The 25,165-nt window shown below is 66.6% G+C and carries 23 protein-coding genes and 1 tRNA gene; 11 read left to right on the top strand and 13 right to left on the bottom strand.

The window, feature by feature from the left end:
• Positions 1-50 precede the first annotated feature (50 nt).
• Together EAS64_RS38995 and EAS64_RS38990 are read right to left on the bottom strand one after the other, a co-directional pair.
• Positions 51-2,582 (bottom strand): putative glycosyltransferase family protein, encoded by a 2,532-nt coding sequence (locus EAS64_RS38995; protein ID WP_145861603.1) that lies wholly within the window; start codon positions 2,580-2,582, stop codon positions 51-53.
• 235 nt (positions 2,583-2,817) lie between these two features.
• A complete protein-coding gene (locus EAS64_RS38990) occupies positions 2,818-3,975 on the bottom strand; it encodes a hypothetical protein (protein WP_145861601.1) in 1,158 nt (385 codons plus the stop codon).
• A 363-nt stretch (positions 3,976-4,338) separates the two neighbouring features.
• Between EAS64_RS38990 and EAS64_RS38985 the strand changes: the two genes are divergently transcribed.
• From EAS64_RS38985 to EAS64_RS38970, 4 genes are all read left to right on the top strand, one after another.
• Complete coding sequence (locus EAS64_RS38985) at positions 4,339-6,006, top strand: lipopolysaccharide biosynthesis protein (protein ID WP_187366499.1); 1,668 nt, start codon at positions 4,339-4,341, stop codon at positions 6,004-6,006.
• A gap of 265 nt (positions 6,007-6,271) precedes the next feature.
• Positions 6,272-6,922, top strand: coding sequence for a serine O-acetyltransferase (locus tag EAS64_RS38980; protein WP_187366498.1), 651 nt, complete (start codon positions 6,272-6,274; stop codon positions 6,920-6,922).
• Between the two features lie 27 nt (positions 6,923-6,949).
• The gene (locus EAS64_RS38975) at positions 6,950-8,221 is read left to right on the top strand and encodes a glycosyltransferase family 4 protein (protein ID WP_145861596.1); all 1,272 of its coding nucleotides are present in this window, start codon (positions 6,950-6,952) and stop codon (positions 8,219-8,221) included.
• Positions 8,211-9,326: a glycosyltransferase family 4 protein gene (locus EAS64_RS38970; protein ID WP_145861594.1), complete on the top strand. Its 1,116-nt coding sequence runs from the start codon at positions 8,211-8,213 to the stop codon at positions 9,324-9,326. The genes EAS64_RS38975 and EAS64_RS38970 overlap by 11 nt, the downstream gene beginning before the upstream one ends.
• Before the next feature lie 79 nt (positions 9,327-9,405).
• Here EAS64_RS38970 and EAS64_RS38965 read toward each other — a convergent pair whose 3' ends face one another.
• Together EAS64_RS38965 and EAS64_RS38960 are read right to left on the bottom strand one after the other, a co-directional pair.
• Entirely contained in the window at positions 9,406-10,260 is an 855-nt protein-coding gene (locus tag EAS64_RS38965) for a glycosyltransferase family 2 protein (protein WP_145861592.1), read from the bottom strand.
• A 629-nt stretch (positions 10,261-10,889) separates the two neighbouring features.
• A complete protein-coding gene (locus EAS64_RS38960; RefSeq protein ID WP_145861590.1) occupies positions 10,890-11,816 on the bottom strand; it encodes a hypothetical protein in 927 nt (308 codons plus the stop codon).
• A 127-nt stretch (positions 11,817-11,943) separates the two neighbouring features.
• Here EAS64_RS38960 and EAS64_RS38955 point away from each other — a divergent pair, with 127 nt between their 5' ends.
• From EAS64_RS38955 to EAS64_RS38930, 6 genes are all read left to right on the top strand, one after another.
• Complete coding sequence (locus EAS64_RS38955) at positions 11,944-12,957, top strand: AraC family transcriptional regulator (protein WP_145861588.1); 1,014 nt, start codon at positions 11,944-11,946, stop codon at positions 12,955-12,957.
• 61 nt (positions 12,958-13,018) lie between these two features.
• Entirely contained in the window at positions 13,019-14,827 is a 1,809-nt protein-coding gene (locus EAS64_RS38950; RefSeq protein WP_145861586.1) for an FAD-dependent oxidoreductase, read from the top strand.
• A gap of 25 nt (positions 14,828-14,852) precedes the next feature.
• The gene (locus tag EAS64_RS38945) at positions 14,853-15,920 is read left to right on the top strand and encodes a maleylacetate reductase (protein WP_145861584.1); all 1,068 of its coding nucleotides are present in this window, start codon (positions 14,853-14,855) and stop codon (positions 15,918-15,920) included.
• Positions 15,921-16,121: 201 nt separating this feature from the next.
• Entirely contained in the window at positions 16,122-18,074 is a 1,953-nt protein-coding gene (locus EAS64_RS38940) for a hypothetical protein (RefSeq protein WP_145861582.1), read from the top strand.
• 172 nt (positions 18,075-18,246) lie between these two features.
• Complete coding sequence (locus EAS64_RS38935) at positions 18,247-18,993, top strand: hypothetical protein (protein WP_145861580.1); 747 nt, start codon at positions 18,247-18,249, stop codon at positions 18,991-18,993.
• Between the two features lie 125 nt (positions 18,994-19,118).
• Positions 19,119-19,424: a GNAT family protein gene (locus EAS64_RS38930; protein WP_145861578.1), complete on the top strand. Its 306-nt coding sequence runs from the start codon at positions 19,119-19,121 to the stop codon at positions 19,422-19,424.
• A 57-nt stretch (positions 19,425-19,481) separates the two neighbouring features.
• On the opposite strand, the gene EAS64_RS38925 is transcribed toward EAS64_RS38930, so the two are convergent.
• From EAS64_RS38925 to EAS64_RS38895, 7 genes are all read right to left on the bottom strand, one after another.
• Positions 19,482-19,790, bottom strand: a complete 309-nt coding sequence (locus EAS64_RS38925) for a hypothetical protein (RefSeq protein WP_222849940.1) — start codon at positions 19,788-19,790, stop codon at positions 19,482-19,484.
• A gap of 30 nt (positions 19,791-19,820) precedes the next feature.
• The gene (locus tag EAS64_RS38920; protein WP_222849939.1) at positions 19,821-20,546 is read right to left on the bottom strand and encodes an alpha/beta fold hydrolase; all 726 of its coding nucleotides are present in this window, start codon (positions 20,544-20,546) and stop codon (positions 19,821-19,823) included.
• 367 nt (positions 20,547-20,913) lie between these two features.
• Positions 20,914-21,291 (bottom strand): VOC family protein, encoded by a 378-nt coding sequence (locus EAS64_RS38915; protein ID WP_145861576.1) that lies wholly within the window; start codon positions 21,289-21,291, stop codon positions 20,914-20,916.
• A 48-nt stretch (positions 21,292-21,339) separates the two neighbouring features.
• The gene (locus EAS64_RS38910; RefSeq protein ID WP_145861574.1) at positions 21,340-22,470 is read right to left on the bottom strand and encodes a hypothetical protein; all 1,131 of its coding nucleotides are present in this window, start codon (positions 22,468-22,470) and stop codon (positions 21,340-21,342) included.
• Positions 22,471-22,479: 9 nt separating this feature from the next.
• A complete protein-coding gene (locus tag EAS64_RS38905; RefSeq protein ID WP_145861573.1) occupies positions 22,480-23,196 on the bottom strand; it encodes a cytochrome b N-terminal domain-containing protein in 717 nt (238 codons plus the stop codon).
• Positions 23,193-23,384, bottom strand: coding sequence for a hypothetical protein (locus EAS64_RS38900; protein WP_145861571.1), 192 nt, complete (start codon positions 23,382-23,384; stop codon positions 23,193-23,195). Before EAS64_RS38900 ends, EAS64_RS38905 begins: the two co-directional genes overlap by 4 nt.
• A 304-nt stretch (positions 23,385-23,688) precedes the next feature.
• Positions 23,689-23,762 (bottom strand) — tRNA-Thr (locus EAS64_RS38895).
• 92 nt (positions 23,763-23,854) lie between these two features.
• Here EAS64_RS38895 and EAS64_RS38890 point away from each other — a divergent pair.
• A complete protein-coding gene (locus EAS64_RS38890; protein ID WP_187366497.1) occupies positions 23,855-24,271 on the top strand; it encodes a TIGR03668 family PPOX class F420-dependent oxidoreductase in 417 nt (138 codons plus the stop codon).
• A gap of 10 nt (positions 24,272-24,281) precedes the next feature.
• Here EAS64_RS38890 and EAS64_RS38885 read toward each other — a convergent pair whose 3' ends face one another.
• The gene (locus EAS64_RS38885; protein ID WP_145861569.1) at positions 24,282-24,563 is read right to left on the bottom strand and encodes an anti-sigma factor family protein; all 282 of its coding nucleotides are present in this window, start codon (positions 24,561-24,563) and stop codon (positions 24,282-24,284) included.
• On the bottom strand, positions 24,560-25,156 hold the full coding sequence (locus EAS64_RS38880) for an RNA polymerase sigma factor (protein WP_145861567.1): 597 nt from the start codon (positions 25,154-25,156) through the stop codon (positions 24,560-24,562). Before EAS64_RS38880 ends, EAS64_RS38885 begins: the two co-directional genes overlap by 4 nt.
• Positions 25,157-25,165: the final 9 nt, after the last annotated feature.

Genomic DNA, 25,165 nt, shown 5'->3' with positions numbered 1-25,165 from the left:
GGGCAGCCCACTCCCGCGACCGCCGATTGTGGGATCTTGATTGCTCTTAGCTAGCCGGAAACGTTCTTGAGCAACTCATTCACTTGCGTGATGTCCATATTCCAGGCCACGTTCACGGCCAGCAGGATCCCGCCGAGCGCGAGCACCACCCCGATCAGGCTCATCGGCTCGATTTGCCTGAAGCTGAAAAACCTTGGCAGCCGAACCGGGGATGCGGTGAACCGGCTGATCACGACGCCGGCAGCCACGGCGCAGACGGCGCCCACGGTGAAGGCCGGCCCCGGCATGAGGCCGAGCTCGAAGAGCCCCGAAGACAGCAGGATCGTTACCGCCATCAAGGTCACGGAAACTCCGACACCACCCGCGTCCCTGGCGGCGGCGCCGATCCAGCGGAGCCGCGAGCGCAGTGCGAAGATGAGCCCGGCAAGGATCAGGCCAAGGACGAAGTCGCCGATGGTGCCGAAACCGATCGAACGATTGCCCGTGTAGCCGTCGCGGATCGCGGGCACGCCAAGCCCCGCTGTGCTGTAGATCGAGATCGGACCCTGGTGATAAGCGGCCTTGAGACCGGGCACGTGAGCGAACTTGCTCAGGTCTAGGCCGTTAAGGCGCTGCTCTGGCGAGATCTCGCCTGCATAGAAATACATTCCCTGCACGGGAAGGCCATCCGCGAGCCGCGCGTCAACGTAGATGTAGCGGATGTCGTAATTCTTCACGACCTCGGCCTGGTAAGTGTCCCAGGTTTCCGAGAAGTACAGGTACGCGGGCGCAAGTCCGCCGGAGGGCGAAATGATCGGCCACAGCCGGGCCTGGCTCGACAGCAGGTTCGCGGCGTTGAGGTCGGCCACGACACGGCTTCCCGGCGGAATGTGCTCGGAGGCCCACTTCACCGCCGTGAGCGTCTGCGCGTCCTGACTGCGCGCGCCCGCCTCGATACCATACGGACCAGGCAGGATCAGAGCCGCGAGCCCTGATCCCAGGATGATGCCGCCAAAATAGGCCAGCGACACGATCGTGGTCAGCGTGATGACGAACCGCCGCGATAGCGTACCCGACCGCGACTGCCGCGACGACCTGCCGTTCCTTATCGCGTAGGCAACGCACAATGCGAGCCAGAAGAACAGGAAGGTCGAGGCACGGTCACCGATGTCCGAGGCCGCGGGCACGAAATGCGCGGCCAGCGTCCCCGGATAGGCCATGGCCATGACGCCGAGCACAGCAAGCGGCAGGCGCCGTTCGCGGATTCCGCGCAGCAGCACCCGCCCGCCATACCAGAGTGCCGCGATCGTACACACGATCGCGTAGAGGAATAGCAGCATCTTCTGCCACTCCGGCGTCACGTAGCCGCCTGAACTGCTGAACACCCTGCCCTGGCTGGTTCCGCCCAGGGTCCCGGCCACTTCGTGCAGCGCAGCGCTGAACACCGGCCCCAGGTAGCCGGAGAGCTTGCTGGAGATGGCCGCCGTCCAGATGGCGATGGCGAGGCCGGTCACCGCGGCAACCTGGGCGACGACCTTGCGCCGTCCTCGCGGTGACACCACCGCCCAGATGACAAGGAAGCCGAAGAAGAGCCAGCTGGTCAGGTGGTGCGAAATGACGGTGGCAAGGAAAACGATGGTCGCAAGCGCCATGAGCCTGGGTGCCGCCGGCGCCCGCTTGAACTGTGCCCGGCGCAGGAGCACCACCCCGCCCATGCCAAGGGTGAGCGCGATCGTCTGATACGAGAACTTAGAATTGAAGTTGAAGAACTGCGGGGACGTCGCGTAGAAGACGACGACAAGCGATGCAGCTCGGTCCGAGCGCAAAAAGGTAATGGCAAGGAAGTAGACCGAGAGGACAAGCAGCAGCCGGCACAGGATCGGCACCAGGTTCATGGCGACGATGGGCGGCATTCCCGTCAGACGCACCAGCGCGCCGGTGAAGAGTTCAAGGCCCGGGTAGTACGGTCCGACAGGAAGCATCGGATTAGGAGCGAAGAGGCCGCTGCCGTGCAGCAGGTCGGATAGCGCGCGCTCGTGAAGGTGCTCGTCGTAATTGCCAAGGACAAGTGGGCTGGTGAGCCGGTAGAGCAGGGCCGGATAGACCCCGACGAGACAGACGATGACCTGCCTGAGCCGCGGGGACGGATGGGCTGCGAGCAGCAGGGCCGCCTGCACGACAAACGGGACGATAATAGAGACCCAAAAGAGGCCCTCGCCTAGCGCTGCGTTACCTCGTGATGACTCGGCGATGGCGGCGGCGTTGAGGCAGAAACCTATACCGGTGAGAAGCCAGACCACACTGGCAAGACCGAAGGAAACACGGGAGCCGGTGTCACTCCAGCCCTCGCCCGCGGGCGTGCGGCCATGACCCGGTGCCCCACGCTCAGGCGCTTCAGGGTGACGCACCGCGCGGTCCCGCGTCCAGTCCCGTTCCGCCGACGGGCCACGCTCCTGCGGCCGGACGTGCTCCTGCGGCCGGCCGCCAATGCCAGGATCCGGGCGGGGCCCGTACCGACGGTCGTCTTCTTGAGGTCGCCATGGAGGTGCCGGGGCATTTTGCCCATATGCGGGCTCAGCCTCCCTGTGCCAGCCATCCTTCACCAGGTCACCTCAAGTGCACTCAAAGTCCTCAGCCTCAAGACCTTACCAAGCCTGAACACCCAAGGTTGTCTGTCTCGCGGAGGTCAACGCGCCGCCAAGCGTGAGCCGAAGGCCAAGACAGCCGCGCGGCCCTGCGTTCCCTGCTAAAAAATCCCCGTGCAGAGAACTTTCTGCGAACCCGCAGCTAGATCCCTGCGCGGAGGGGCGCTTCAGCCGCAGGCAGCCTGAGTTCGCATCAGCCGGGAATTGACTCCTGAGCACGTCTCTTCCAGCGCTGCTCTGCCTTGAGAGCAGTTTTATAAGCTAGTTCGCTGGCCGCCAAGAACGGGGCATCCAAGGGGGCGTGGCGCAAACCCATCAGCCGTCGCCACATGCTCATTTCTGACGATTCGAGCGTGTACTTCGGGAATACGCGGTGGGTGATGTCAGGAATAGAGCGGGTTGGCGGACCGACGTCACTGCCGCGTATCAATCGGTCAATGCCCCCGTAGAGATCCACCTTTGCTGAGCTTAGGGCGCCAGCCGCGCCCCATAGGCGGGGGTTAAAGTCAACAAACCGAAATTTGTGGTCCTTGTCAAGCACGAAGTCGAACGACGCCAGTCCAGTCCATTCCAGGTTCTTGCAGACGGTTTCTGCGTCCTGCTTCAAGATGGACAGATATGGCTCTGCGGCGGACTGAATCTGATAGGAGTACCCAATCAGCGGCGGCCATACTCCCGTCTTCTCGCCTGCATAGAAATGAGCCGCCTCGCCATGCACGAACAATGCGCCGGCCAGGTACGTCGGACCAAAGTAATAACGTTGCGCAGTGACAGAAATGGCTCGGCAGGAGAACTTGTCGAATGCCCGGATGACCTCGTCGGCGGTACCGCACAAGGCTACGCCTTCGGAGGCGACGGACTGCCCCGACTTGACAATAAGCGGCAGCCCTGTCGCTATTGCCGTGAGGCAGTCATCATGACTATTGAGGGGAATCGCGTCGGGAGTCGCCACCCCCCAGCCGGCCGCCTTCTCTAGTAGCAGTGCGCGGTCGAGGAGTAGGGGCCTATGCTCAGGCGACACATTGGGAAGGCATCGTTCTTGGATCTGTGCTGGCTGGTTCCACAGCCAGTACAGAGCTGCTTCAGTTACCGGGATGATGCATGCAGGGTTGACCCTTTCTACCAGGGCCGCCAATTCCTCTGATGGCTGGTTCCCGAGTGGCCCTCTCAGCAGCGACTTATAAGGATAAGCAGGCTGCAGAACGGGCGGCGGCCACCGGCGGCTTGGCGTAAACAAATGCACACGTACGCCCCGACTCGCCAATTGACGGGCCAGGTAATCGGTCGTCAGGCACATCCTGTCGACCAGGATGACATCGGGGCCGTCTCTCCCCGTATTCCTGAAACTCATCTGCTTGCTCTAACCTTCCCAGGGTTCAGGTGGCTCGAGAGGAGAAGGCACCTCTTTGTCAGCGGGCGGCCGGCTTACCACAGCAGGCTCTGGGACCGCTCTGACGACCTGCGGCAGCGTATCAGCATCTGCCTGATGCGCAGGGCATAACGGACATATGAGCGCGCCTCTAGCTCTGACTTTTCACGGGGACCGATGTCTGCCGTCGACTGTCACCTAGTGGTCCTTGGCGCGGCTTTCGTTGGGTGGGGACGGCCCAGTTGGTGTGCCGGAGGCACAGCGGGTCTCACCGTGCGCAGTACCAGCGCCCCCGCCGTTCGTCGTCCGGATCCGCGGTCAGCGGCGAGCGGATACTCTGGTCGTATGCCAGTTTCCCCCCGTACCGGCCTATTGGGGGCCGTACGGGGCGCGTTGCAGAGAAATCAGGACCTGTTGCGCAACGCGAGCGGCCTGGCGGCAACCACAGGCCTCAACTCTCTTTTCGGCTTCGTCTACTGGTTCGTCGCCGCGAGGGTGTACACCAAGGAGGAGGTCGGGTACGGGGCTGCGGCAGTATCGGCAATGCTGCTGCTCGGCACGGTAGGCGAGTTCGGCCTGGGCACGATGCTGATCGGCGAGCTGCCGAAGCGCCGCAGCAGAGGTGGCCTGACCATCGCCTGCATCATCGTTTCCGGGCTCGGCTCGCTGGTCCTCGGCCTTGGCTTCCCCGTGGTCGCCGACGCGTTCGGCGCCAGCTTCCCGCAGATTGGCGGTACGCCAGGCCGGGTCGCGCTGTTCGCCGTAGGCGTCGCGCTCGTCGGGATGACGGTGGTATTCGACGACGCCACCCTCGGCCTGCTGCGCAGCGGCGTGCAATTGACACGCAACCTAGCGATGTCAGCGGTCAAGCTTGCGCTGCTGCCGGTCGCGGTGGTCATCCTGCATGACGCGTTCGGCGTGGGGCTCATCTTCGCCTGGGTAGCAGGGATGCTGCTGTCGCTGGTGCCGGCCCTCGTGCTGCTAAGGCGCGGCGGCTCCAGAATCCTGCACCGACCCGACTGGGCACTGCTGCGCAGGCTCGGCGGGCTCGCGATGACGCACAACTGGCTGAACCTCGCGATCATGACAACGCCCAAGCTCATGCCCGTCCTGGTGACCATCGTAGTGTCGCCGTCGGCGAATGCGTCGTTCTACGTCGCCTGGATGCTCGTCAACTTCCTGTTCATGGTGCCAGCAAGCCTTTCTGTCATCCTGTTCGCGATAGCTTCCGCCTCTCCCGACGTCGTCGCGCAGAAGCTCCGCTTCACACTGCGGCTGTCCCTCATGATCGGGCTACCGGCGATGGCCGTGCTCGCCGTCTGCAGCCGGCTGCTGCTTGAAATCTTCGGCCAGAGCTACGTGCAGCAGGCATCGATCCCCCTACTGCTGCTGATCCTCACCTATCTGCCTACGCTTCCAAAGATCCAGTACATCGCGGTTTGCCGGGCGTCGCACCGGGTGAGACAGGCCGCCATTGTCTTGTCCATAGCCGCCCTCTGCGATGCCGCGGCGGCCGTGGTTGGCGGCAAGCTGGACGGCCTGAATGGCGTCGCCGCCGGCTACCTCATCATGCAGGTAATCGAGGGAGTCGCAACCGCGCCCACGGTGCTGCGCGCCGCAGCCGTCAAGACGCGCGCAGCGACCGGTGAGTTCCCCGCGCTCGCGTCCACCACCGCCCAGCCGATTCTGGAGCACAACTACATCGACCGCCAGCGCATTTCACTTTCCGCACTCATCGCCCTCGCCTCACTGGCCATCTCGGAGAGTGGGAGCACACTTGACGTGGCCACCGAGGTGTGGCGGACCGGCTCCTTCCCTGCCGTCACGGGTTCCATCCGCATCGCGACCGGCTCCTTCCCCAAGTTGCCCGGTGAGGACGAGGAGGGCTACGGTATCCGCCAGCGCGCGGGCGTAGACGCGCTCCTCTCCATAGCCACGCCGCTGGAGGAGAACGGCACGGACGGTGACCGCCCCACTGCAAGCGCCAAGCAACGTAACCATAGGCGGCAATGAAGATGCTTCATCGCCGCGCGCCCGCGTTGGCCGACAGTTCCTGACTTACCTGTTTGCCCGGTTGCTCCCAGTGCAGGCTGATCAGGCGGGTACTATGTGGCCAGTTCCCGCTTCAAGGCTCGGATTGAAATTGGAGGCGGCTGAGCGACAAGTCGGTCGGGTACAAATGGACGACGGCTCGCCTCGCGGCCCGGCAGGAAGGACAAGCGTGACGACGAGTCCGGTCATGGCAAAGTGTTCATGTCAGGGGAGCCTCCGCACCGCCATGCGGCGCGACACGACCCGCTATTTCTTTGCCTTGTACGGTGACGCGCGCACCAGCGTCGCGATGCGACTGCGCACCATTCTCCTGTTCCCGGGCCTGCTCGCCATCTTGATTTACCGGGTATGTCATCATCTTCTGTACGGCGCCGAGCCGAACATCGCGACAAAGTTGAGCTATGGCGCACTCTGGCTGGCATCCCGCTGGTATGCGATCGCCGTCGGCATAGAAATTGACTCGCACGCGCATATCGGCCCGGGCCTGTTCATCAATCACTTCGGCGCGATAATCGTGGGACCCGCCTATATCGGCGAGAACTGCAACATCGCGCAGAGCGTGACCATCGGGAAGTCCAGCATGGTCACGGACTGGGAGCTTGAGACGGTGGATGTCTTGGACGTCCCCACCATTGGCGACCGTGTTTGGATAGGGCCAGGAGCCGTGATAGCCGGCCCGGTTAGCGTTGGCAATGACGCGTCGGTCTCGGCAAATACCCTGGTAATACGAGACGTCCAGCCACGCGGGGTCGCGATGGGTGTGCCGGCGCAGATAGTGTCGGTGAAGGGGAGCTTCCGGCAGGTTCGCTACCGCGGCATGGAGGACGACGCGGAGCGCACGGCCGCGATCCTTGAGACACGCAGGGCTAGCCTGTGACGCTCCCGAGGACATGAGGAACTTACGATGCGGATCTTGTTGGTTGCCCAGTTCTTCCCGCCGGACATCGGCGGCGAGGAGCGGCACGTCTTCAATCTCGGAAACATCCTTGCCGCCAGGGGGCACGCGGTCACCGTCGCCACGCAGCGCATCCCGGGGAGCCCGGACCACGAGGTGCTCCCCTCGAGTGTCCACGTGCGCAGGTTCCCGACCATGGCGATGAGCCTGCCTGGCGTCTACTCAACAAGCCGCCCGCATCACCCGCCCGTTCCGGACCCGCTTGGTGTTCGCGCATTGCGGCAGATTGTCAGGGAAGTCCGGCCGGATGTAGTGCATGCCCACAACTGGGCCGTCAACAGCATGCTGCCGGTGCGTGGATGGCCGGCGAAGCACAAGTCGTTCGGATTTGTTCTGACGCTCCATGACTACAGCCAGGTGTGCGCAACCAAGCGCCTTATGCGCGACGGTGCGCTCTGCGAGGGCCCATCAGCGCGCTGCTTGCCTTGCGCCGCCGGGCACTACGGGCGCATCGTCGGACCGCCCACCGTCCTCGCGACCGCGGCGATCCGCCCGTGGAAGACCCACTCGATTGACCACATCGTCAGCGTGAGCAGGGCTGTCGCGTCGGCTAACCACATCGCCGACGGCCCTCGGGGCTCGGTTGTTCCCAACTTCATTCCGGACGCACTGGTGCAGGCACCTGATGCGTCCGCGGCGGCTAGCACTGCTAGTCACGCGCATCTCGACCTTCCCGACGAGAAGTTCTTGCTCTTCGTAGGAGACATCTCCAAGGACAAGGGAACCCATACGCTGCTGCGCGCTTATGAACGGCTCGGTGCGGACCGTCCGCCGCTCGTCCTCATCGGACGCCGCACGCCTGACACGCCCGAGAATCTTCCCGCTGGTGCCTCGGTGCGCGAGGAATGGCCGCATCCTCACGTGCTGGAGGCTTTCCGGCGCTCCGCAGCGGCAGTACTGCCCTCCGTCTGGCCGGATCCGTGTCCGACCACGGTTCTCGAGAGCATGGCGAGCGGCGCCCCGGTGATCACCACCTCTATCGGCGGCATGGTGGACATGGTGGTCAACGAGGAGAGCGGACTGCTCGTTTCTCCAGGGAACGAAATCGAGCTTGCGACTGCCATGGAAAGTGTCCTCAAGGACGAGGACCTGCGGTCTCGCATCACCAGGGGCGCGCGGGACAAGGTGCGTAATTTCACCGCGTCCGCCGTCGTCGAGCGGCTGGAAGCGATTTACGCGCAGGTGGCGCCCAGCACCGGAGGCGATAGCGATGTCAGCTAGCCCGCTGCGCGTCCTCATGGCGACGGCACGCTACCTGCCCGACATGGGCGGCATTGAGATGCACGTCGACGAGGTGAGCAGGCACCTCGCGAAGTCCGGCGAATTCGAGATCACGGTGCTCGCCACCGACCGGAGCCGCAGCCGTCCCCGCCGTGAGGTCATCGACGGCGTGACCGTGCTGCGCGTCCCGGCCTGGCCGCGCCACCGCGACTACTACCTCGCGCCAGGCATCGCCAGGGTCGCCGGCCAGCGCGACCGCTGGGACCTTGTGCACTGCCAGGGGATTCACACCCCGGTGCCCGTCCTGGCAATGCTTGCCGCACGGCGCGCGCGTACGCCGTACATGGTGACATTCCACACCGGAGGTCACTCGCTGCGTCATCGCAACGCCCTGCGCACCGTCCAGTGGCGAGCTGTAGGGCCGCTGCTGCGCGGGGCGGCAGCGCTTGTGGCCGTCAGCCATTTCGAGGCGGACACCCTTGCTGCCCGGGCGTACCTGGGCAGCAAGCCGATCACGGTCATCCGAAACGGCGGGACGCTCCCGCCCCCTCCCACGGGAACCAATGTCATACCCGGACGCATCGTCTCCGTCGGCCGGCTTGAGCACTACAAGGGGCATCACCGGGTCATTGAGGCGCTGCCCGACGTCATCACCGGCAACCCCGAGGCTCACCTCGTGATCATCGGACGCGGGCCGTACGAGGACGAACTGCGCGTCTCCGCGCGGCGCCACGGCGTGGCCGACCGGGTCACGATCACGCAGCTGCCGCCCGCCGACCGTCAGGCGATGGCCGAGGCAATGGCAGAGGCGAGCGTGATCGCGGCGATGTCGGACTACGAGGCCCACCCGGTCGCGGTCATGGAAGCGCTCAGCGTCGGCCGGCCGGTCGTTGGGTACGACGTGGCGGGAATCGGCGAGCTGGTGGCTGAGGGCCTAGTTGAGGGAGTGACTCCGGGCACGCCCGCCTCTGTTGTGGCGAAGCAGCTTCTCGAGGCCATGGCAAGACCCGCGCCCGCGACCCTTCCGGAGTTGCCCACCTGGAACACCTCGGCAGAAGAGCTTGGCCAGGTATACCTAGAAACAGCGCGGAACCGGCGGAACTAGAGCAACCGGCGAAGCAGAGAAGCCTGAGGGCCGCAGACGTAAGTCTGCGGCCCTCAGGCTTTCACGTTAAAGTGTGAACTCAGGGGACTTCCACATCGGCAGTCTTGGCAGCGACCAAAGATGCCTCCAGCCGGGCCTGGTGTTCCTGGCGCCGCGCCGTCGCGCTGCTTCCCGAGTTCCAGTGGGCTTGCCCGCTGCCGGAAAGCCACTCGTGGACGATGAACTTGCCGATGCGAATGCCGTCCCGCAGGACGTTGAGGTTACTCATTCCGTGCAGGCGGTTGTACTCGTGGCTGGGGATCTCCTGGATCGACAGGCCCACCTTCGCGGCCCGGACATTCATCACGGTCTCGATCTCGAACCCGGTAAACTCCGCGAGGTCCATCTTGGCCAGGTGCTTCGCCCAGAACGCGTTGTAGCCGTAGCAAAGGTCGGTGTAGCGGGTCCCGAACAGGATGTTCACCATGGTGCTGAGAATGCGGTTGCCCAGATGACGGTTAAAGGTGATGTCGTCACTGCCGCCGCCGCTTGCGAACCGTGAACCCTTGGCGAAGTCAGCCCCTGTGGTAAGGGCGGCGACGAAGCGCGGGATCTCGGCGCCATCGGTCGATCCGTCGGCGTCCATCATCACGATGATGTCGCCCTTGGCCGCCTCGAACCCGGCAATGAGGGCGTCACCCTTGCCCTTGCCCTGCTGGTGGACGATCTTTACTGAGGGGAGCAGTCGCTGGGCCTCCGCAACCGTGTCATCGGTCGAATGCCCGTCAACGAGTACGACCTCGTCAACCCATTCCGGAATAGTGCTGAAAACGTGCGCAAGATTACGGGATTCATTCTTAGCAGGCACGACGACACTTACACTTGGCACGATTGCGACGCCACCGCCTATAGCACGATATGCAGCGAGCGCGTTCTGCCCGGAAACTTCACCCATTCAACCTCCCCAATGTCCGATCAGTCACGTTACAAACAAACTCATAACAGGCCCGTGACTGTTTCGACGGTCCCCAGTCGGCCGTCCCGGGAAACGGCAACACAGCGCATCGTTACCATCGACAACGCGTTACAAGTCAATGCCCCCAGTAGTTACCAGATGCCCCGTTGTCCTCACCATCGAACGGACAACCCAAGCGTGAGTGTAGCAGTCACCATCATCCTTCGTAGGCTTCTCAACCATAGATATGGGTGACATATTGTATTCTCTTGCACACGGAGAGTGAGAGTGGGCAATAACTTCCCTCACCCGAGGGATCTCCGCATTACAAGCCCATTGCTGACGCCATCACACCTACACCCGGCATCGCCACCTAGCGGTGGCCAGCAGCCGATCACGCCGCCGCAGTCGACACCGGCGCCCCCGGCCGCCCTGCACCCCGGCAGCGGCCTAGCTCCGGGAGGCCGGAGCTCCATTGGTATTCCGCGCAATATCGGTATGGTTCCTAAGAGGAAAGAAGCGCCAGGAGATAGGGGTTACCAACATACCCGACAAGAATATGCCGACCCAAGAAACATCGCCTTCCAGGTCCTCCTGACATGAAAAGGCGCAGCAACGCGACCGGCGATTCAGGCCGGCGGAACCAGTTGCCTGTCAATAATGACGTACGGTCCCACGTTGTGCCTCAATGCCCATTCGCAGACCCGCCGCAGCGTGATCGTGCGGAGCTCCACCAGCCGGTGAAAGGCGGCCAGGTGGTTGGCCAGGGTCCGGCCCGGACCGCCGAGTCTCGGGTACCAGTCCGCGTCCGTGAACAGGCCATCCCTCCCCGCCAGCACGTCGAACCGGTTCCGCGCCCAGCGCTCCGGTGTGGGCTCCTTCGGCAGCCGCGCCTGGTAGGCGATCTGCTCAACCTCCGCCTGCTGGCGGACGTGCGGTGCGGGCAGCGGCGGCCAGGAGAGGTGATCGCCGAAGTACGCGATTAGCGCCTCCTGCTTGGCGTCCGACAGGTACCGGCGCGGCGCGGTGATCAGCCTGGTCTGCCCGGGGGCTTCCGGCCGCTCCGTCCCGGAGAGTATGAGCAGCCGGAAGCTCTCGCTGTTGGCCTGCCTGGCCGCATGCGGCACCACGGGAATCCAGACGGCCACGTCCCGGCCCGCCATGGGCATCACGGCCTGCGGACGGAGCGGCACGGCGGACAGGCCGTACTGCTGAACCCGCAGCGTGTTCGTGCGGCCGCTGTTCTGGATCATCCAGAAGCCGGTGCCCTTGTCCATGTAGACCGTCACCGGGTCGGCGGACATCCCTTCGGCGCGCGGTACCCGGAGATACTTCCTCGTCGTGGTGCTCTGCCCGCCCTCGACCGAGACGTAGACGGCTCCAGCCGCATCCACGGTCGCCATCGGCCGCCCGGAGGTCGGCCACAGCGGTTGGCTGGTCCCGTCCGGCATGACCTCGTACAGCCAGGCGTTCAACTCGCCCCTGCTGAAATCGCCACCGGACCGGCCGACCTGCGCACCAGACCCGTCCGGGGGTGTTACGGACGCGGCGGCCATGCTGTCTCCTCGCGAACGGCGGCGGTACCAGGCGCCATTATTTACCGCCAGGCGATGAACCGTCATTAATCCCGCTTTAGCGGCGAGCCGTTGACGTGCCACGCGGGCCGGCCACAGTATCGGACACATGCCGGTTACCGCCGCCGGGGCGACGGCACAAGCCGATCTGGTGCCCCGGGTCTTCTCGACCGCGGGCCTTCCCGCCGCGCGCCGGGTCGAGCTGTGGGAAACGCACAACGCGAGCGCCCTGATCGGCCTTGACGTACGCGCGGCGAGCCCGCTCGAGGCGGTCGAGGTCAACGTGCAGCTTCCGCACGCCAGGCTGGCACGGGTGCGCGGCTCCGCCCATGAAGTGGCGCGGACCCACGCGGTGATCAGCCGCTCCCCGGCCGGCTCCGTCGCGGTGTACCTGACCCTGCGCGGCGAGGCCTGGTTCACCAGCGCGGATGGGACACGCCAGTTGCGCCCGGGCGACGCCCTCGTCTGCGCCACCGACCGGCCATTCGCCCGCGGGTTCGCCCACGGGCTCGACGAGCTGGTCGTGACGGTGCCATGGGACGCCGTAAGCACCCGCGCGGACGTGTCGCTTCCCGAGGGCCAGGTCGTCACCTCCTTCGCGACGGAAGCCGACCAGCACGCGCGCGCACTGGCGCGGCTGACCGGCCGCGCGACGCGCGCGGACCAGCCGGTGCCGCCCGACGACCGGACGGTGCTCGACCTGGTGGCCGTCCTGGCGGCGGGCCGGGACGCGGCGCGCGCGACCGCCCACCGCGCCGCCGCGCACCTCTATATAGAGGAGCACCTGACGGACCCCGGCCTCGGCGCGGACCGGATCGCAGCCGCGATCGGGATCAGCGAGCGCCAGCTGTCGCGTGTGTTCGCCGCCGACTGCACATCCGTCCCCCGGCACATCCTGGAGCGCCGCCTGCTGCTTGCCCGCTCGGTCCTGTCCGCGACCGGGGCCGCCGCCAGGGCCGCCACCGGCGCGACCGGGGCCGCAGCCGGGCAACCCATGACCGTGGCCGAGGCCGCCGCCAGGTGCGGCTTCACCTCGGCCGCCTACTTCTCGCACGCGTTCCGCCAGCACTTCGGCCTCAGTGCGAGCGACGTCCGCCGGTCCGCGGCGGGCGGCAGCTTCTGATTTCCGCCATTCCGGTCCGCCGGCCTTGGCAGAGGAAGCACCGGCAGCAACAATCGCGCACATGCCTGCCTTCGATGACGGACTCGCCGAGACCGAGCTGCCGACGTCGGCGACCGCGGAGACCGACGTGCTCATCGTCGGCTCCGGTCCCGCCGGCGGCGCCGCCGCGCTGTCCCTGTCCACGCTCGGTGTCCGCAACATCATGATCACCAAGTACCGGTGGACGGCCAACACGCCCCGGGCGCACATCACCAACCAGCGCGCGATGGAGATCTTCCGCGACCTCGGCATCGAGGACCAGGTCCTCGCCGACGCCACCCCGCATCCGCTGGTCGGCGACACGGTCTTCTGCACCAGCATCGCGGGCGAGGAGATTGGCCGCATCCGCACCTGGGGCACGCACCCGGCACGCGAGGCCGACTACCAGCTCGCGTCGCCGTGCCTAATCTGCGACATACCGCAGACCTACCTGGAGCCGATCCTGGTGAAGAACGCCACGGCCCGTGGCACGCAGTCGCGGTTCTCCACCGAGTACGTCAGCCACACCCAGGACGAGGGCGGCGTCACCACGACCGTCCTGGACCGGCTCACCGGCACCAGCTACCAGATCCGGTCGAAGTACCTCATCGGCGCGGACGGCGCGCGATCGCAGGTAGCCGAGGACATCGGCCTGCCCTACGAGGGACAGATGGACATCGCAGGCTCGATGAACATCACCTTCAAGGCCGACATCTCCGCGCACGTCGCGCCTAGGCCGAGCGTGCTGTACTGGGTCATCCAGCCCGGGTCCAACGTCGGCGGCATCGGCGCCGGCCTGGTGCGGATGGTCCGGCCGTGGAACGAGTGGCTGATCGTCTGGGGCTACGACATCAGCCAGCCCGCACCGGTCGTCGACGAGGAAAAGGCCACGCAGATCGTCAGGAACCTGCTCGGCATGCCGGACCTCGAGGTGGAGATCACCGGCACCAGCCTGTGGGGCAACAACGAGATGTACGCCACGCACCTGCAGAAGCAGCGGGTGTTCGCGGCGGGCGACGCGGTACACAGGCACCCGCCGTCGAACGGCCTCGGCTCCAACACGAGCATCCAGGACTCATACAACCTCGGATGGAAGCTCGCGGCAGTACTGAAAGGCCAGGCGGGCCAGGAACTGCTCGAGACCTACTCGCGGGAACGCGCACCGGTCGCGAAGCAGATCGTCACCAGGGCCAACAAGTCCAGCCGCGAGTTCGTCCAGTTCTTCGAGGTGCTCGGCCTCATGGACGCCGAGACGGAAGAGGAGATGCGGGCCCAGATCGAGGAGCGCAAGGCCAACACCCCGCGCGGCAAAGAAAAGCGCCACGCCCTGGTCGAGGCGATGGAGCTGAAGGACTACGAGTTCAACGCGCACGGCGTCGACCTCGGCCAGTTCTACGAGTCCACCGCGATCCAGAACTCCGACGGCGCCACGCGGCCCGCGCCGGCCAGGGACCCCGAGCTGTACTACCAGGCCTCCACCGTCCCCGGCTCGCACCTGCCGCACGCCTGGGTCGGTGACGCCATCCACAAGGTATCCACGCTCGATCTCGCGCCCTATGACACGTTCACGCTGATCACCGGCATCGCGGGCGAGGCGTGGCAGGCGGCGGCGGCGAAGGTCGGCGCCGATCTCGGTGTCCCGCTCAAGACAGTCATCATCGGTCCCGGCCGCGAGGTCACCGACATCTACTACGACTGGGCGCGGCTGCGCGAGGTCGACGAGGACGGCGTGCTGCTCGTCCGCCCGGACAAGTTCATCGGCTGGCGCGCCATGACGCTGCCCGCGGACCCGGAGGCGGCGCTGCGCTCCGCCCTAGAGAACCTGCTCAGCCGGCCGCAGGCCGGCAGCTAGTTCAAGAGGGCGCAAGATGGTAGGCATGCGCTTCGTCCACGACACCCTCCCACAGCGCGTCTGCTTCGGCTCAGGCGAGGCGGCAGTGCACCTGGCCGCCCAGGCCGCCGAACTCGGCGCCACCCGGATCATGCTGATCGCGGCCAAGCCCGAGACGCAGCTCGCCGACACGATCGCCGGGGTCCTGCCGGTGGCGCTGCGCCACGACGACGTGGTGATGCACGTCCCCGTCGAGGTGGCCGAGCGCGCCCGCGAGGCGGCGGTGGCCAACCGCATCGACGCCCTGGTGAGCGTCGGCGGCGGCTCGACCACCGGCCTGGCCAAGGCGGTCGCGATGACCACGGGCCTGCCGATCATCGCCGTGCCCACCACGTACGCGGGCTCCGAGGCGACACCTGTCTGGGGCCTGACCGAGGGCGCGAAGAAGACGACCGGCGTCGACGTGATGGTGCTGCCCAGGGTCATCGTCTACGACGCCACGCTGACCATGTCGCTCCCCGTCGACATGTCAGTCGCGTCCGGCCTGAACGCGCTCGCGCACTGCGTCGACTCGCTGTGGGGACCGAACGCCGACCCCATCAACGCCGCGTTCGCCGCCGAGGGCATCCGCTCGCTGAGCGAGGGCCTGCCCCGGGTGGTCGCCGACCCGATGGACCTCGGCGGCCGCGAGCACGCGCTTTACGCCGCGTACCTGTCGGCGGCCGCCTTCGCCTCGGCGGGCTCCGGCCTGCACCACAAGATCTGCCACGTACTCGGCGGCAAGTACAATCTGCCGCACGCGCAGACGCACGCCACCGTGCTGCCCTACGTGCTGGCATTCAACGCCCCCGCCGCCCCCGACGCCGAGCGCAGGATCGCCGCCGCGTTCGGCTCGGCCAGCGCCATCGACGGCCTGGTGGAGCTGAAGCAAGAGCTGAACGCCCCGCACGCGCTTGCCGATTACGGCTTCACCGAGGACTCGATCGCCGAGGCCGCCGCGGCGATCCTCCCGTCCGTCCCCGCCTCCAACCCGCGCCCTGTCACGGCCGCCGACCTGGAGAGGCTGCTCCGCGCCGCCCAGGCAGGCACCGACCCGCGCACCGCGTTCAAGTAAAGCCACCACGATCAAAACAGGAATGATCCCGAACGGGTTCGGCCGACTCCGTTCCGCACCATTACTCCGGTAGCCCGGCGGGCCGGCGGTATCAGTAGCTCCTGAATCCGGTAAATTTTTGGATTCAGTGGTTTTCTGTCGACTTTAATGTCAACCGATATGCCATAGTTCTCCATGGTCCCGCACTGCCACAGGAGAACCATGCGCCGCACAGCAATCCTGGCCGCGTTCGCCCTCGCCGCGGCCGCCCTCTCTGCCGTCGTGCCGGTGAGCGCCGCCCGGTCCGACACCACGGTCCTTATCCCGCTGATCAGCCACTACTACAAGATGGTGGTGGACAGCACGCATGACCACGTGTTCATCAGCGCAACCAACGCCGGCATCCTGGTGACCGACTTCTCCGGCCAGACGGTCACGGTGATCGGCGCCGACGGGCGGGGAATGACGCTGTCGCCCGACGGGTCCACCCTGTACGCCACGAATGGCTGGGATGTGGACGCCTTCAGCACGGCGACGCTTGAGCAGACCGCCACCGCCGAGGCGGTCGCGGTGCAGAGCGGCACGCTCTGGGTCAGCTACGAGGGCAATGCGGCCAGCCAGGCGATCGGCGACTTCGACCTGTCCGCGGCGGATCCGGCGTTCGAGACCCAGCCTTCGATGGGGAGCTGGACCGGTGCGCCGCTGATCGCCGCGGACCCTTCGGACACCGGCAACGTGCTCGTCGTCGTGGCGAATGACGCCGATCCCACCTCAGTCGTGAGCTTCGACACATCGCAGGATCCGCCAACCGTCCGGGTCAAGACCGCGAAGCTGCTCACCGGCGCCGGCGCCGACTGCGCCGTTGTGCAGGATCTCGCCGTCCTTCCCGGCGGCGCGCGGTTCATCCCGGTGTGCGGCGACACCGCCCCGCCGGTGCCGACACCGACCGCCGAATGGGCCTACAGCACGGCCGACCTGAGCGTGCAGGGGACATACGGGCCCGTCCCGTATCCCGATTCCGTCGCGATCGCCTCGGGCACCGGCCTCGTCGCCGCCGGCGGCGAGGGCAGGCCCCAGGGTCCGTACATCTTCACGCCGGGCACCGCCACCGCGGTAAACCTTCTCGGCGACGACGGGATGCCCGGCGGCCTCGCCCTTTCCGCCGGCGGCTCGAAGCTCTTCTCCGTCACGACCGGCAGCTACGCCACCCCCGAACTGCTCATCTACGACAACCCAGCGGTCTCCAGGTCCGCGCTCACCCTGACGTCTACCTCGGTGAGCGCGGCCTACGGCAGTCCGGTCAAGCTCGGCGGGTCCCTGATGTTCGGCGATACCGCCCCCGCCGCGGGCACCGTGATCTCCGTGTCGCGAAGCGGGCCTGATGGCACCAAGACGCTGACGGCGGCTACCAATGGCGACGGGTCGTTCACGCTGACCGACACGCCACCAGCCACGGGCAGTTACTCGTATGCCTTCTCCTATGCGGGGAACTCGAGCGCGACCACGGCGCAGGCAGGCGCGGACGTGACCGTGACGAAGGCGGCGCCGGTGCTCACGTTGTCCGTCTCGCCAAAGACCGCAACCTATCGGCCGGTACTGCACATCTCCGTTCACCTCGGCACCGCGAACGGCGACCGGACCGTATCGGTCTACGCCAAGCCCTCGGGCGCTGCGCGGACACTGGTGGCGAGGGGCGCGGTGAACAGCGCGGGAAACCTGATCCTCAGCTACCCCGCGGCTCACACCACGACTTTCTCCGCCGCCTTCGCCGGCGACGCGGAGTACCCGGCGAAAACGGTCACCGTTACGGCCTGGGTCAACGCGCGCGTCACGGAGAAGGTCAGCGGGTACTACGCGAGCAAGCGAATCGGGTCGGTCGTCTACCGCCTCTACCATCACACCGCGCGCGTGAATGTGGCGGTCTCCGTGGCGCCGAACAAGCAAGGCGAGTGCGTCAAGCTCGAGGTGCAAGAGTTCTCGAAGGGCCAGTGGCGCGCCAGCCATGTCACCGGATGCGCGAAGCTCGGCACGAAGAGCACGGCTGGTGTCAGCGTCGCGCTGAGCCATGACGCCCTCGGCGTTCACTACCGGATCCGCGGCGACTACCTGCACGGCAGCGACATCACCAACCTCAGCGCCGAGAGCGGATGGCAGTACTTCGTTGTGGCGAAGTAGCGGGTTCAAGCGGCCGGAATGCGTGGCCATCGCCGTCCGGCGTTTCGGCTAAGCCCGGTAGCGGCGCCGGAAAAGCTTCAGTGCGTCACGGCGCGGCTACCAGAGTTGCCGGTACTCGTTCGGAATACTCGATTTGGATCTATTCCGAAAGGAACCTCATCGGGGAGGCGCCGTGCGATCGAGGTTTATCGCAGTTGGCTGCGCGCTGATCGGGGCGGCCGGGCTGCTGGGAATTCCGCAGGGCATCGCGCGGGCGGCGAGCCCCGCCGCGGCCAGGACACAGCTGAGTGTCTCAACGGTCAGGGGCAGTTACGGCTACGGGGACAAGGTTGTTGTCACCGTCACCCTCGACCGGGGCATCCCCGGCGGCAAGGTGACGCTCTACGCCCAGCCGGCCGGGCTGGCGACCAGGCGGATCGCGGTCGGCAAGGTCAACGCCAAGCACAAGCTGTTCGCTGGCTACAGCGTCACAAGGTCAACCAAGTTCACCGCCGTGTTCGCCGGCAGCACGGGTCACGCCGCGGCGAAGGCGGCCCGCACCGTGGGCACGCGGGCCCGGGTCGAGTCCCGGGTGACCAATTACTTCAAGACGGTTAAGTACAACGGCCACGTCTATTTCTACTTCCACGCGAGCAAGCCGCTCACCCTGCACTCGACGGTGACGCCGAACAAGCATGGCGAGTGCCTCGAACCCGAGACACAGCAGTGGGACAAGGGCGCCAAGGGGCCCGTCTGGGACGCCGACACCAAGTACGGCTGCGACACCCTGGACAAGCAGAGCCACGACAGCTCCGTTTTCGACCTGAGCGGCGCGGCCGGCGACAAGTACCGGATCCGCGGCAACTACATCCGCGGCAAGACCGACACGGTGAACCTCAGCGCGAACAGCCCCTGGGTGTACTTCGTCGTCGTCAAGTAGGCGTCGTCCTCCCGGCCCGCCACGGTCCTGCCGGATAATTGGGGCATGAACTGGCCTGTTCCCCTCCCGGCGGAGATGCGAGCGGACACGGTCTCGGTGCGCCGCTACGAGGCGGCGGATGCCACATGACCTCGGTCATCTTCGACCCGGCAGAGCCGGGGGGCGTGGAGGTCGGCGGCACGCAGTTCGACCCGGCCGTGTGGGGAACTGGCGTCAACGCCGCGGTCAAGCGCCTGCTGTTCGACGCGATCTTCGACTATGGCGCCGAATGGATCGGGTTGCGCACCGACGAGCGGAACGGCCGGTCGGCCGCCGCCATCCGCAAGCTCGGCGCGACCGACCTCGGCATCCAGCCGGACCATCGCATCCGCAGGGACGGCACCCGCAGGCAGAGCCTGATGTTCCGCCTCGACCGCGCCTCGTGGCAGTAGCCGGCTAAGCAGCCTCGGGCGCGATGGCCAGGGACAACGCGCTGCTCCCGCCGGGTGTCAGCGGCGCGGTGAGGAAGAGGGCGTCTGGGCCATGAACCTCGGCTCGCCGCCCCGGTGTTCGTCGGCGGCGTGCACGGTCCGCGGCCGCGTCGCGCTGCGAGCCGACCCTGATGCGGGTCGGCGGGTCATCAGGCCCGACATCCGATAGCAGGGTGAGCAGTCCTTCCACCCCGCCGGATCCTGCGGCGAGAGTCCGGCCTGCTGCCATAGCAGCGCCCTGGCGGCGTCCGCGACCGCACGCGGGACAACTCCCGGCAGCTTGACGAATCCGTCTGACACAAAGCGCGCTACGTCGACGGTGCCCATGTTCGAACCATAACTTCGGTGTCCACCGAATTACCCGGTGCGCGGCGGCGCGCTCCGCGTCCCGCTAAGGAAGCCCGAGACGACTTCGGTGAACTGGGCCGGCCTGGCGACGTGCACCAGGTGCCCGGCCTGGATGGTGACCAAGTCGCAGTCCGGGATCAGCGTGGCCATGTCCGCGAGCCGGCTCTGGTCGAGGTGGCTGTCCGGTCCCCCCGCGACGATGAGCGCGGGGGCCCGGATCTGCCGGAGCGAGTCGCGCCAGGCACTGGCCCGCGGATCGGTGAACTCGTTGCTCAGCTCCGTCACGTCCCAGTCGAACGGCAGCGGTTCATCCGGCCGGGTGAGGACTCGCCGTGCCCGCGGCCACGGCGGCGCCGGTTCCTCAAGGACGAGGCAGGCGACGCGCCCCGGGTGGCCTGCCGCGTACAGATACGCGGGCGCCGCGCCTATCGAATGCCCGCAGAGGGCGACCCGGTCCAGGCCAAGCGCGTCAATGAACGCCGCCAGGTCAGCGGTGAGCCACTCGATCGTGTAGGAGCCCGGCCAGTCACTCGCCCCGTGCCCGCGCAGGTCCGGCGCGTACACGCGCCACGCGGGCGCCAGCGCCGCCGCGACGAGCGCCCAGTCCAACGATGCCTCACCGAGAGCGTGCACCAGCACAAGCGGTGGGGCCTGCGCGGGTCCCCACGTCCGGTACGCGAGCCGCACCCTGCCGGCCAGCACCCGTCGCACGCTTCCAGGCTCGGTCTCGGTCACGTGTCTGACCGTACGTTCGCGGCTCCGCCAGAAGCCAGCGGATCTGCTCTGGGCAGCTAGCCGGGCTGGCACAGCGCCGGAGTCGCGCCGCCACAGGCGCCGAGGGCGCCCTCGGAAAGGTACCAGCGATCTCCACTCGCCCCTTCGGGCGCATGTACCTCACCCGTCGGCGAAGATCTTGGAAACTTTTCTCCTGATGGAAACAAAAACCCCGATCCGGGGGAAAAGTCTCCAGCAAAAGAAAAGTTTCCAAGATCATGTTCGATTGAATCCTTGATTCCGCCGCCTGCGCCTCTCCTATCCCCCACAGCCCAGATTTGACCGTGGCTGGATGGTCAGCCGCCAGCACGGCCGCCGTTGGGGACGATCATTCGCCTGCGGGGATGGGCGGGGCCCAGTGCGGGCGCGGGATGAGGCAGAAGGGGTGGCCGGCCGGGTCGGCGTAGACGTTCTCGCCGTCGAGCTTGGTTGCTCCGAGCGCCAGCGCGCGCGGCCCGTCGGCTGCCACGTCTTCGACCATGACGTCCAGGTGGATCTGCTGCGGCACGGCGGGATCTGGCCAGGTCGGCGGGCGGTGGTCCCGGGCGAGCTGGAACGCCAGGCCCGACGACCGGTCGCTGGCGGCGACGACGACGAAATCGTCGCTCCGGTAGGTGACCGGCAGCCCGAGCAGCCCGGAGTAGAACGCCGCGAGTGCGGCCGGGTCGCGGCAGTCGATTACCACGTGATGGAGTCGTCCGAGCATTACGCAAGCATGACAGACCGGCCCGAACCCCCGAGCGAGTCGTCTACATCATCCGCGCGGCGATGCCCCGTCCAATGGGCCCGGCGACGGGACGGGCTCGCCCGGTCCCCTCGCGGGCGGCTGTCCGCCCGTCGTGGTCGCGTAGTACCGGCGGTAGATGATCTTGTATAGCGGGATCCACCGCGGAATGCGGTTGATGACCGGGATCCACGGCGCGAACATCGGCAGCAGGAACCCGAACACGATCATGAGCAGGCCGACGTCTAGGTCCAAGTTGTCGTTGTTCGAGGCCAGCGCGGGGATCTGGTACATCCCTGCGTACAGCCACAGCCAGACCTGGCCGGGGAAGTTCCACAGCTCGTTCATCACGCCCCACTGGTCGCCGCCCACGCCCTGGGCTTCGGCGATGTTGCCCCACAGCGTGCTGTCGCTGAAGAACATCGTCCCCATGGTGGTGTTCGTGCTCAGCTGCTGCTCACTGCCCTGGAGGTACCCGTCCAGGCTCCCGTTGTTCGCGATGGCCAGCTCGGCCGCGATGATGACCGGGACCGGCCCGTAGTTGCCTGCCTTGACCGCGATCAAGGTGGGCGTGACCTTCGCGCTGCTGCCCGACAGCGCCGTGGCGTAGTTGTCCAGCCACGTCAGCTGGCGGGGCGAGGCGACCTGATCGCCCGGGGTGCCAGGCGCGAGGTCGCCGCCAGCCGCCTTGTACGCGCGGATCGCGATCGCGACCGCCGGGTTGAACGGCGCGACCAGCTGGGCGACTGGGGCCAGCACGAAGTCGTTGGCGGTGTTGACTGGCAAGGTCAAGCCGAAGATCCACTTGGCGATCTCGGCCGGCTTGATCCCGATGATCTGCTGCGCCGCGCCGGCGGTCGTGTTGAACGGCGGGCCGTACCCGGCGGTCGTGCTTCCGCCGGCCAGCTCCTGCACCGCCGTCGCGGCCAGGTCTGCCGGGTCGTTGACATCCCAGTACTTGGCGCTGAACGCCTGCCCGGCCGGTGATTTCGGCGCGCCAGGGTACGTCAGGCCACCGTTGGGGGACGCCCACAGGCTCGCGGCCAGGATCACCAGCAGGGCCACAATGATGACCGCGATCGTGCCCTCGGCCACCAGGTCATACTGGCGCTCGGGACCCCGCCAAGTGCGCAGCGGATGGCGCTTGGTTTGCGATGTCATCGTCGCCTCCTACCGCGATTCCGGCTTGGGGACTGGCTGATCGGCTACGACCTCGAGGTCCTCCGCGCCAGGCGGCGGAGTTACGCCACGGCGCCGGATCAGTGCGATGTGCACGGACACGACGAACAGCAGCAACGCCGTGGTGGAGACCACGTGCATGGTGAACTGCTGGCCCGCGTTCATCACGTTCCAGATCGCGCCGATACCCAGCGCGTTGAACGCATCCTTGGCCTGCTGGCCGACCCACTGGCTGTCCCAGTTGGTCATCATCAGGAAACCGGTGAACGAGGTCAGGATGGACAGGATGAACGCGAGCACCCCGGTGATCCAGGTCCAGCCGCGCCCGCCGCGCCAGCCCATGGTGAAGAAGTTGGTGATGAAATGGACGGCCATGAACAAGAACATGAACTGCACGCTCCAGAAATGGATGCTGTTCATGAAGGCGCCGAAGCTGTTCGTGTGCCAGAACGAGACCCCGCCCAGCGCGATTATCACGCCGCTGATGACCGCGCAGATCAGTGCCGCGAGCGTCAGCACGCCCATTGTGTACAGCACCGAGGAGACGTACGCGGGCTCGCGATCGGGGAGCAGCTTGCGCAGCGGGTAGTTGCGGACCAGATAGCCGCGCAGCCAGGGGCTGGGCTTGGTCCACGAGAACGGCTCGGCCCCTGTGGCGTTAGTCACCGGATCCGGTTCCGGCGCCCGGGCCTCGTCCCCCGCACTCATCGCCTGTGCTCCCTCGTGTCCACTTTCCCGCCTGGCAGGTTCACGAACATCCCGACCACGAAGATCAGCACGACCAAGATGATCTCGATGACATTGCTGATCTTGAGGAAAAACCAGCTGAAGGTAATGGCGTGATAACCGCCGTTACCGACCAAGTCCCATACCGGGCCCCACAACTGAATGAGCATTCCGACCGCCCTTCCGGGTGAGCGACCCCCGAGCCGCCCCGCACCGCTCGGCGTGCGGTGACGGCTCTGATGCTCCGTCCAGATGACGCTCGCCCCATCACCCCTTCAGGGTGATTCCGCTGAAACGAAACCCACCTGTCTCAGATAGGACGCAGGGCCCGGTTGCGCGCCCTCACTCGACCTGACCCGAGATTCTGTACGGAATGCGGCGGTTGCGGGGTTGCGGGGTAGTGGGGAGCGGATAGCTCATGCAAAAGCCCCGTTCGCGATCGAACAGTCGTTCGGAAAGGGGCTTTAGCGTGGGAGCCGCCTTGGGGAATCGAACCCCAGACCTACGCATTACGAGTGCGTCGCTCTGTCCGACTGAGCTAAGGCGGCGGGCTGTCCTTGCGGACCGCGCCCCGCTAGTCTACAGGTTCTCTGGGCTGGCTTGGATCACGCAGCAAGCAACACAGTGGACAATTGGACAGGTGAGGTTGACCGAGGAAGAGGCACGTACACGACTCGCCGGGGCCCGAGTGGCCCGGCTCGCAACCGCTGGGGGTGATGGGCAGCCGCACCTGGTCCCCGTGACCTTCGCGATGGACGGGGACCTGATCTACACAGCGGTGGACTACAAGCCGAAGAAGTCGGCCAACCTGCGGCGGCTGCGCAACATCAGGGAGAACCCCCGGGTGGCGCTGCTCGCCGACCACTACGACGAAGACTGGGACCTGCTCTGGTGGGTTCGCATCGACGGCTGGGCGAGCGTGGTCGACGATGAGCAGGCACTCCAGGACCCGCTCGACGTGCTCGCCGAGCGTTACGAGCAGTACCGTGACAACCGGCCGCACGGCCCGGTGATCGTCATCCAGGTCGACCACTGGAAGGCCTGGTCGAGCACCTGACGACGGGCTACTACTGCTCGGCGCGCCAGCGGCGGTACAGGTCGGTGAAGTCCGCGCGCATCCCGGACGTCAGGTCATCGGGGGTGAGCCGGCCGGTCAGCCGGATCGTCTCGCGCATCTGGGCCAGGTACTCGGTGCAGTGCGGGCAGCCTGCCAGGTGGCGCTCGAACCCGCGACGCTCAGCGGCGGACAGCGCGCCCTCCAGGTAGTCGGTCACCAGCTCGACGACTTCCTGGCAGGCCAGGTCGCGCGGACGGGGGCGAAGGCGCAGCACGCCGGAGAGGAAGCTCATCGCCGTCCACCTCCAAGCTCCGATTCGAGCACCTGCCTGAGCCTGCTACGACCGCGATGCAGCAAGACCCGCTGGTTGACCTCGCTGATCGCGAGCACCTGGCACACTTCCGCACCGCTCAGCCCTTCCACATCCCGTAGCAGGACCACCTCGCGCTGCCGCACGGGCAGCACGTCAAGACCGGCCCGCAGCAGTTCGGTCAGCTTAGCGGCATCGATCCGGTCTTCCGCCTCTTCGATCCAGTGCTCGGGCGGCTCGGCCCAGGCGCCTGACGGGCCGAACCTGGCGGCGTCGACGGCGGGTCCGGCGTCCGCGACCGGCACCGAGCGGCTCTCTCGCTCGCCGGTGGTGCGCGCCCGGTTCACCAGGATGGTGAACAGCCAGGTGCGCAGCGACGACCGCTCCTCGAATCTGGCAAGTCCGCGCAGCACCGCCAGCCAGGTGTCCTGCACGACCTCCTCGGCGACCGCCGGGCTCGGCACGTACGCCAGGGCGACCCTGAGCATGGTCGAGTGGTAACGCTCAACGAGCGCCACGAACGCGTGTTCGTCGCCGTCCCGCAGGCGCCGCAGCAACAACGCGTCCGCATCCATCGCTGGCAG

Origin of the sequence: Trebonia kvetii, from assembly GCF_007827045.1 — a bacterium.
GTDB classification, from domain to species: domain Bacteria; phylum Actinomycetota; class Actinomycetes; order Streptosporangiales; family Streptosporangiaceae; genus Trebonia; species Trebonia kvetii.
This window is presented reverse-complemented; position numbering and strand designations above follow the sequence as displayed.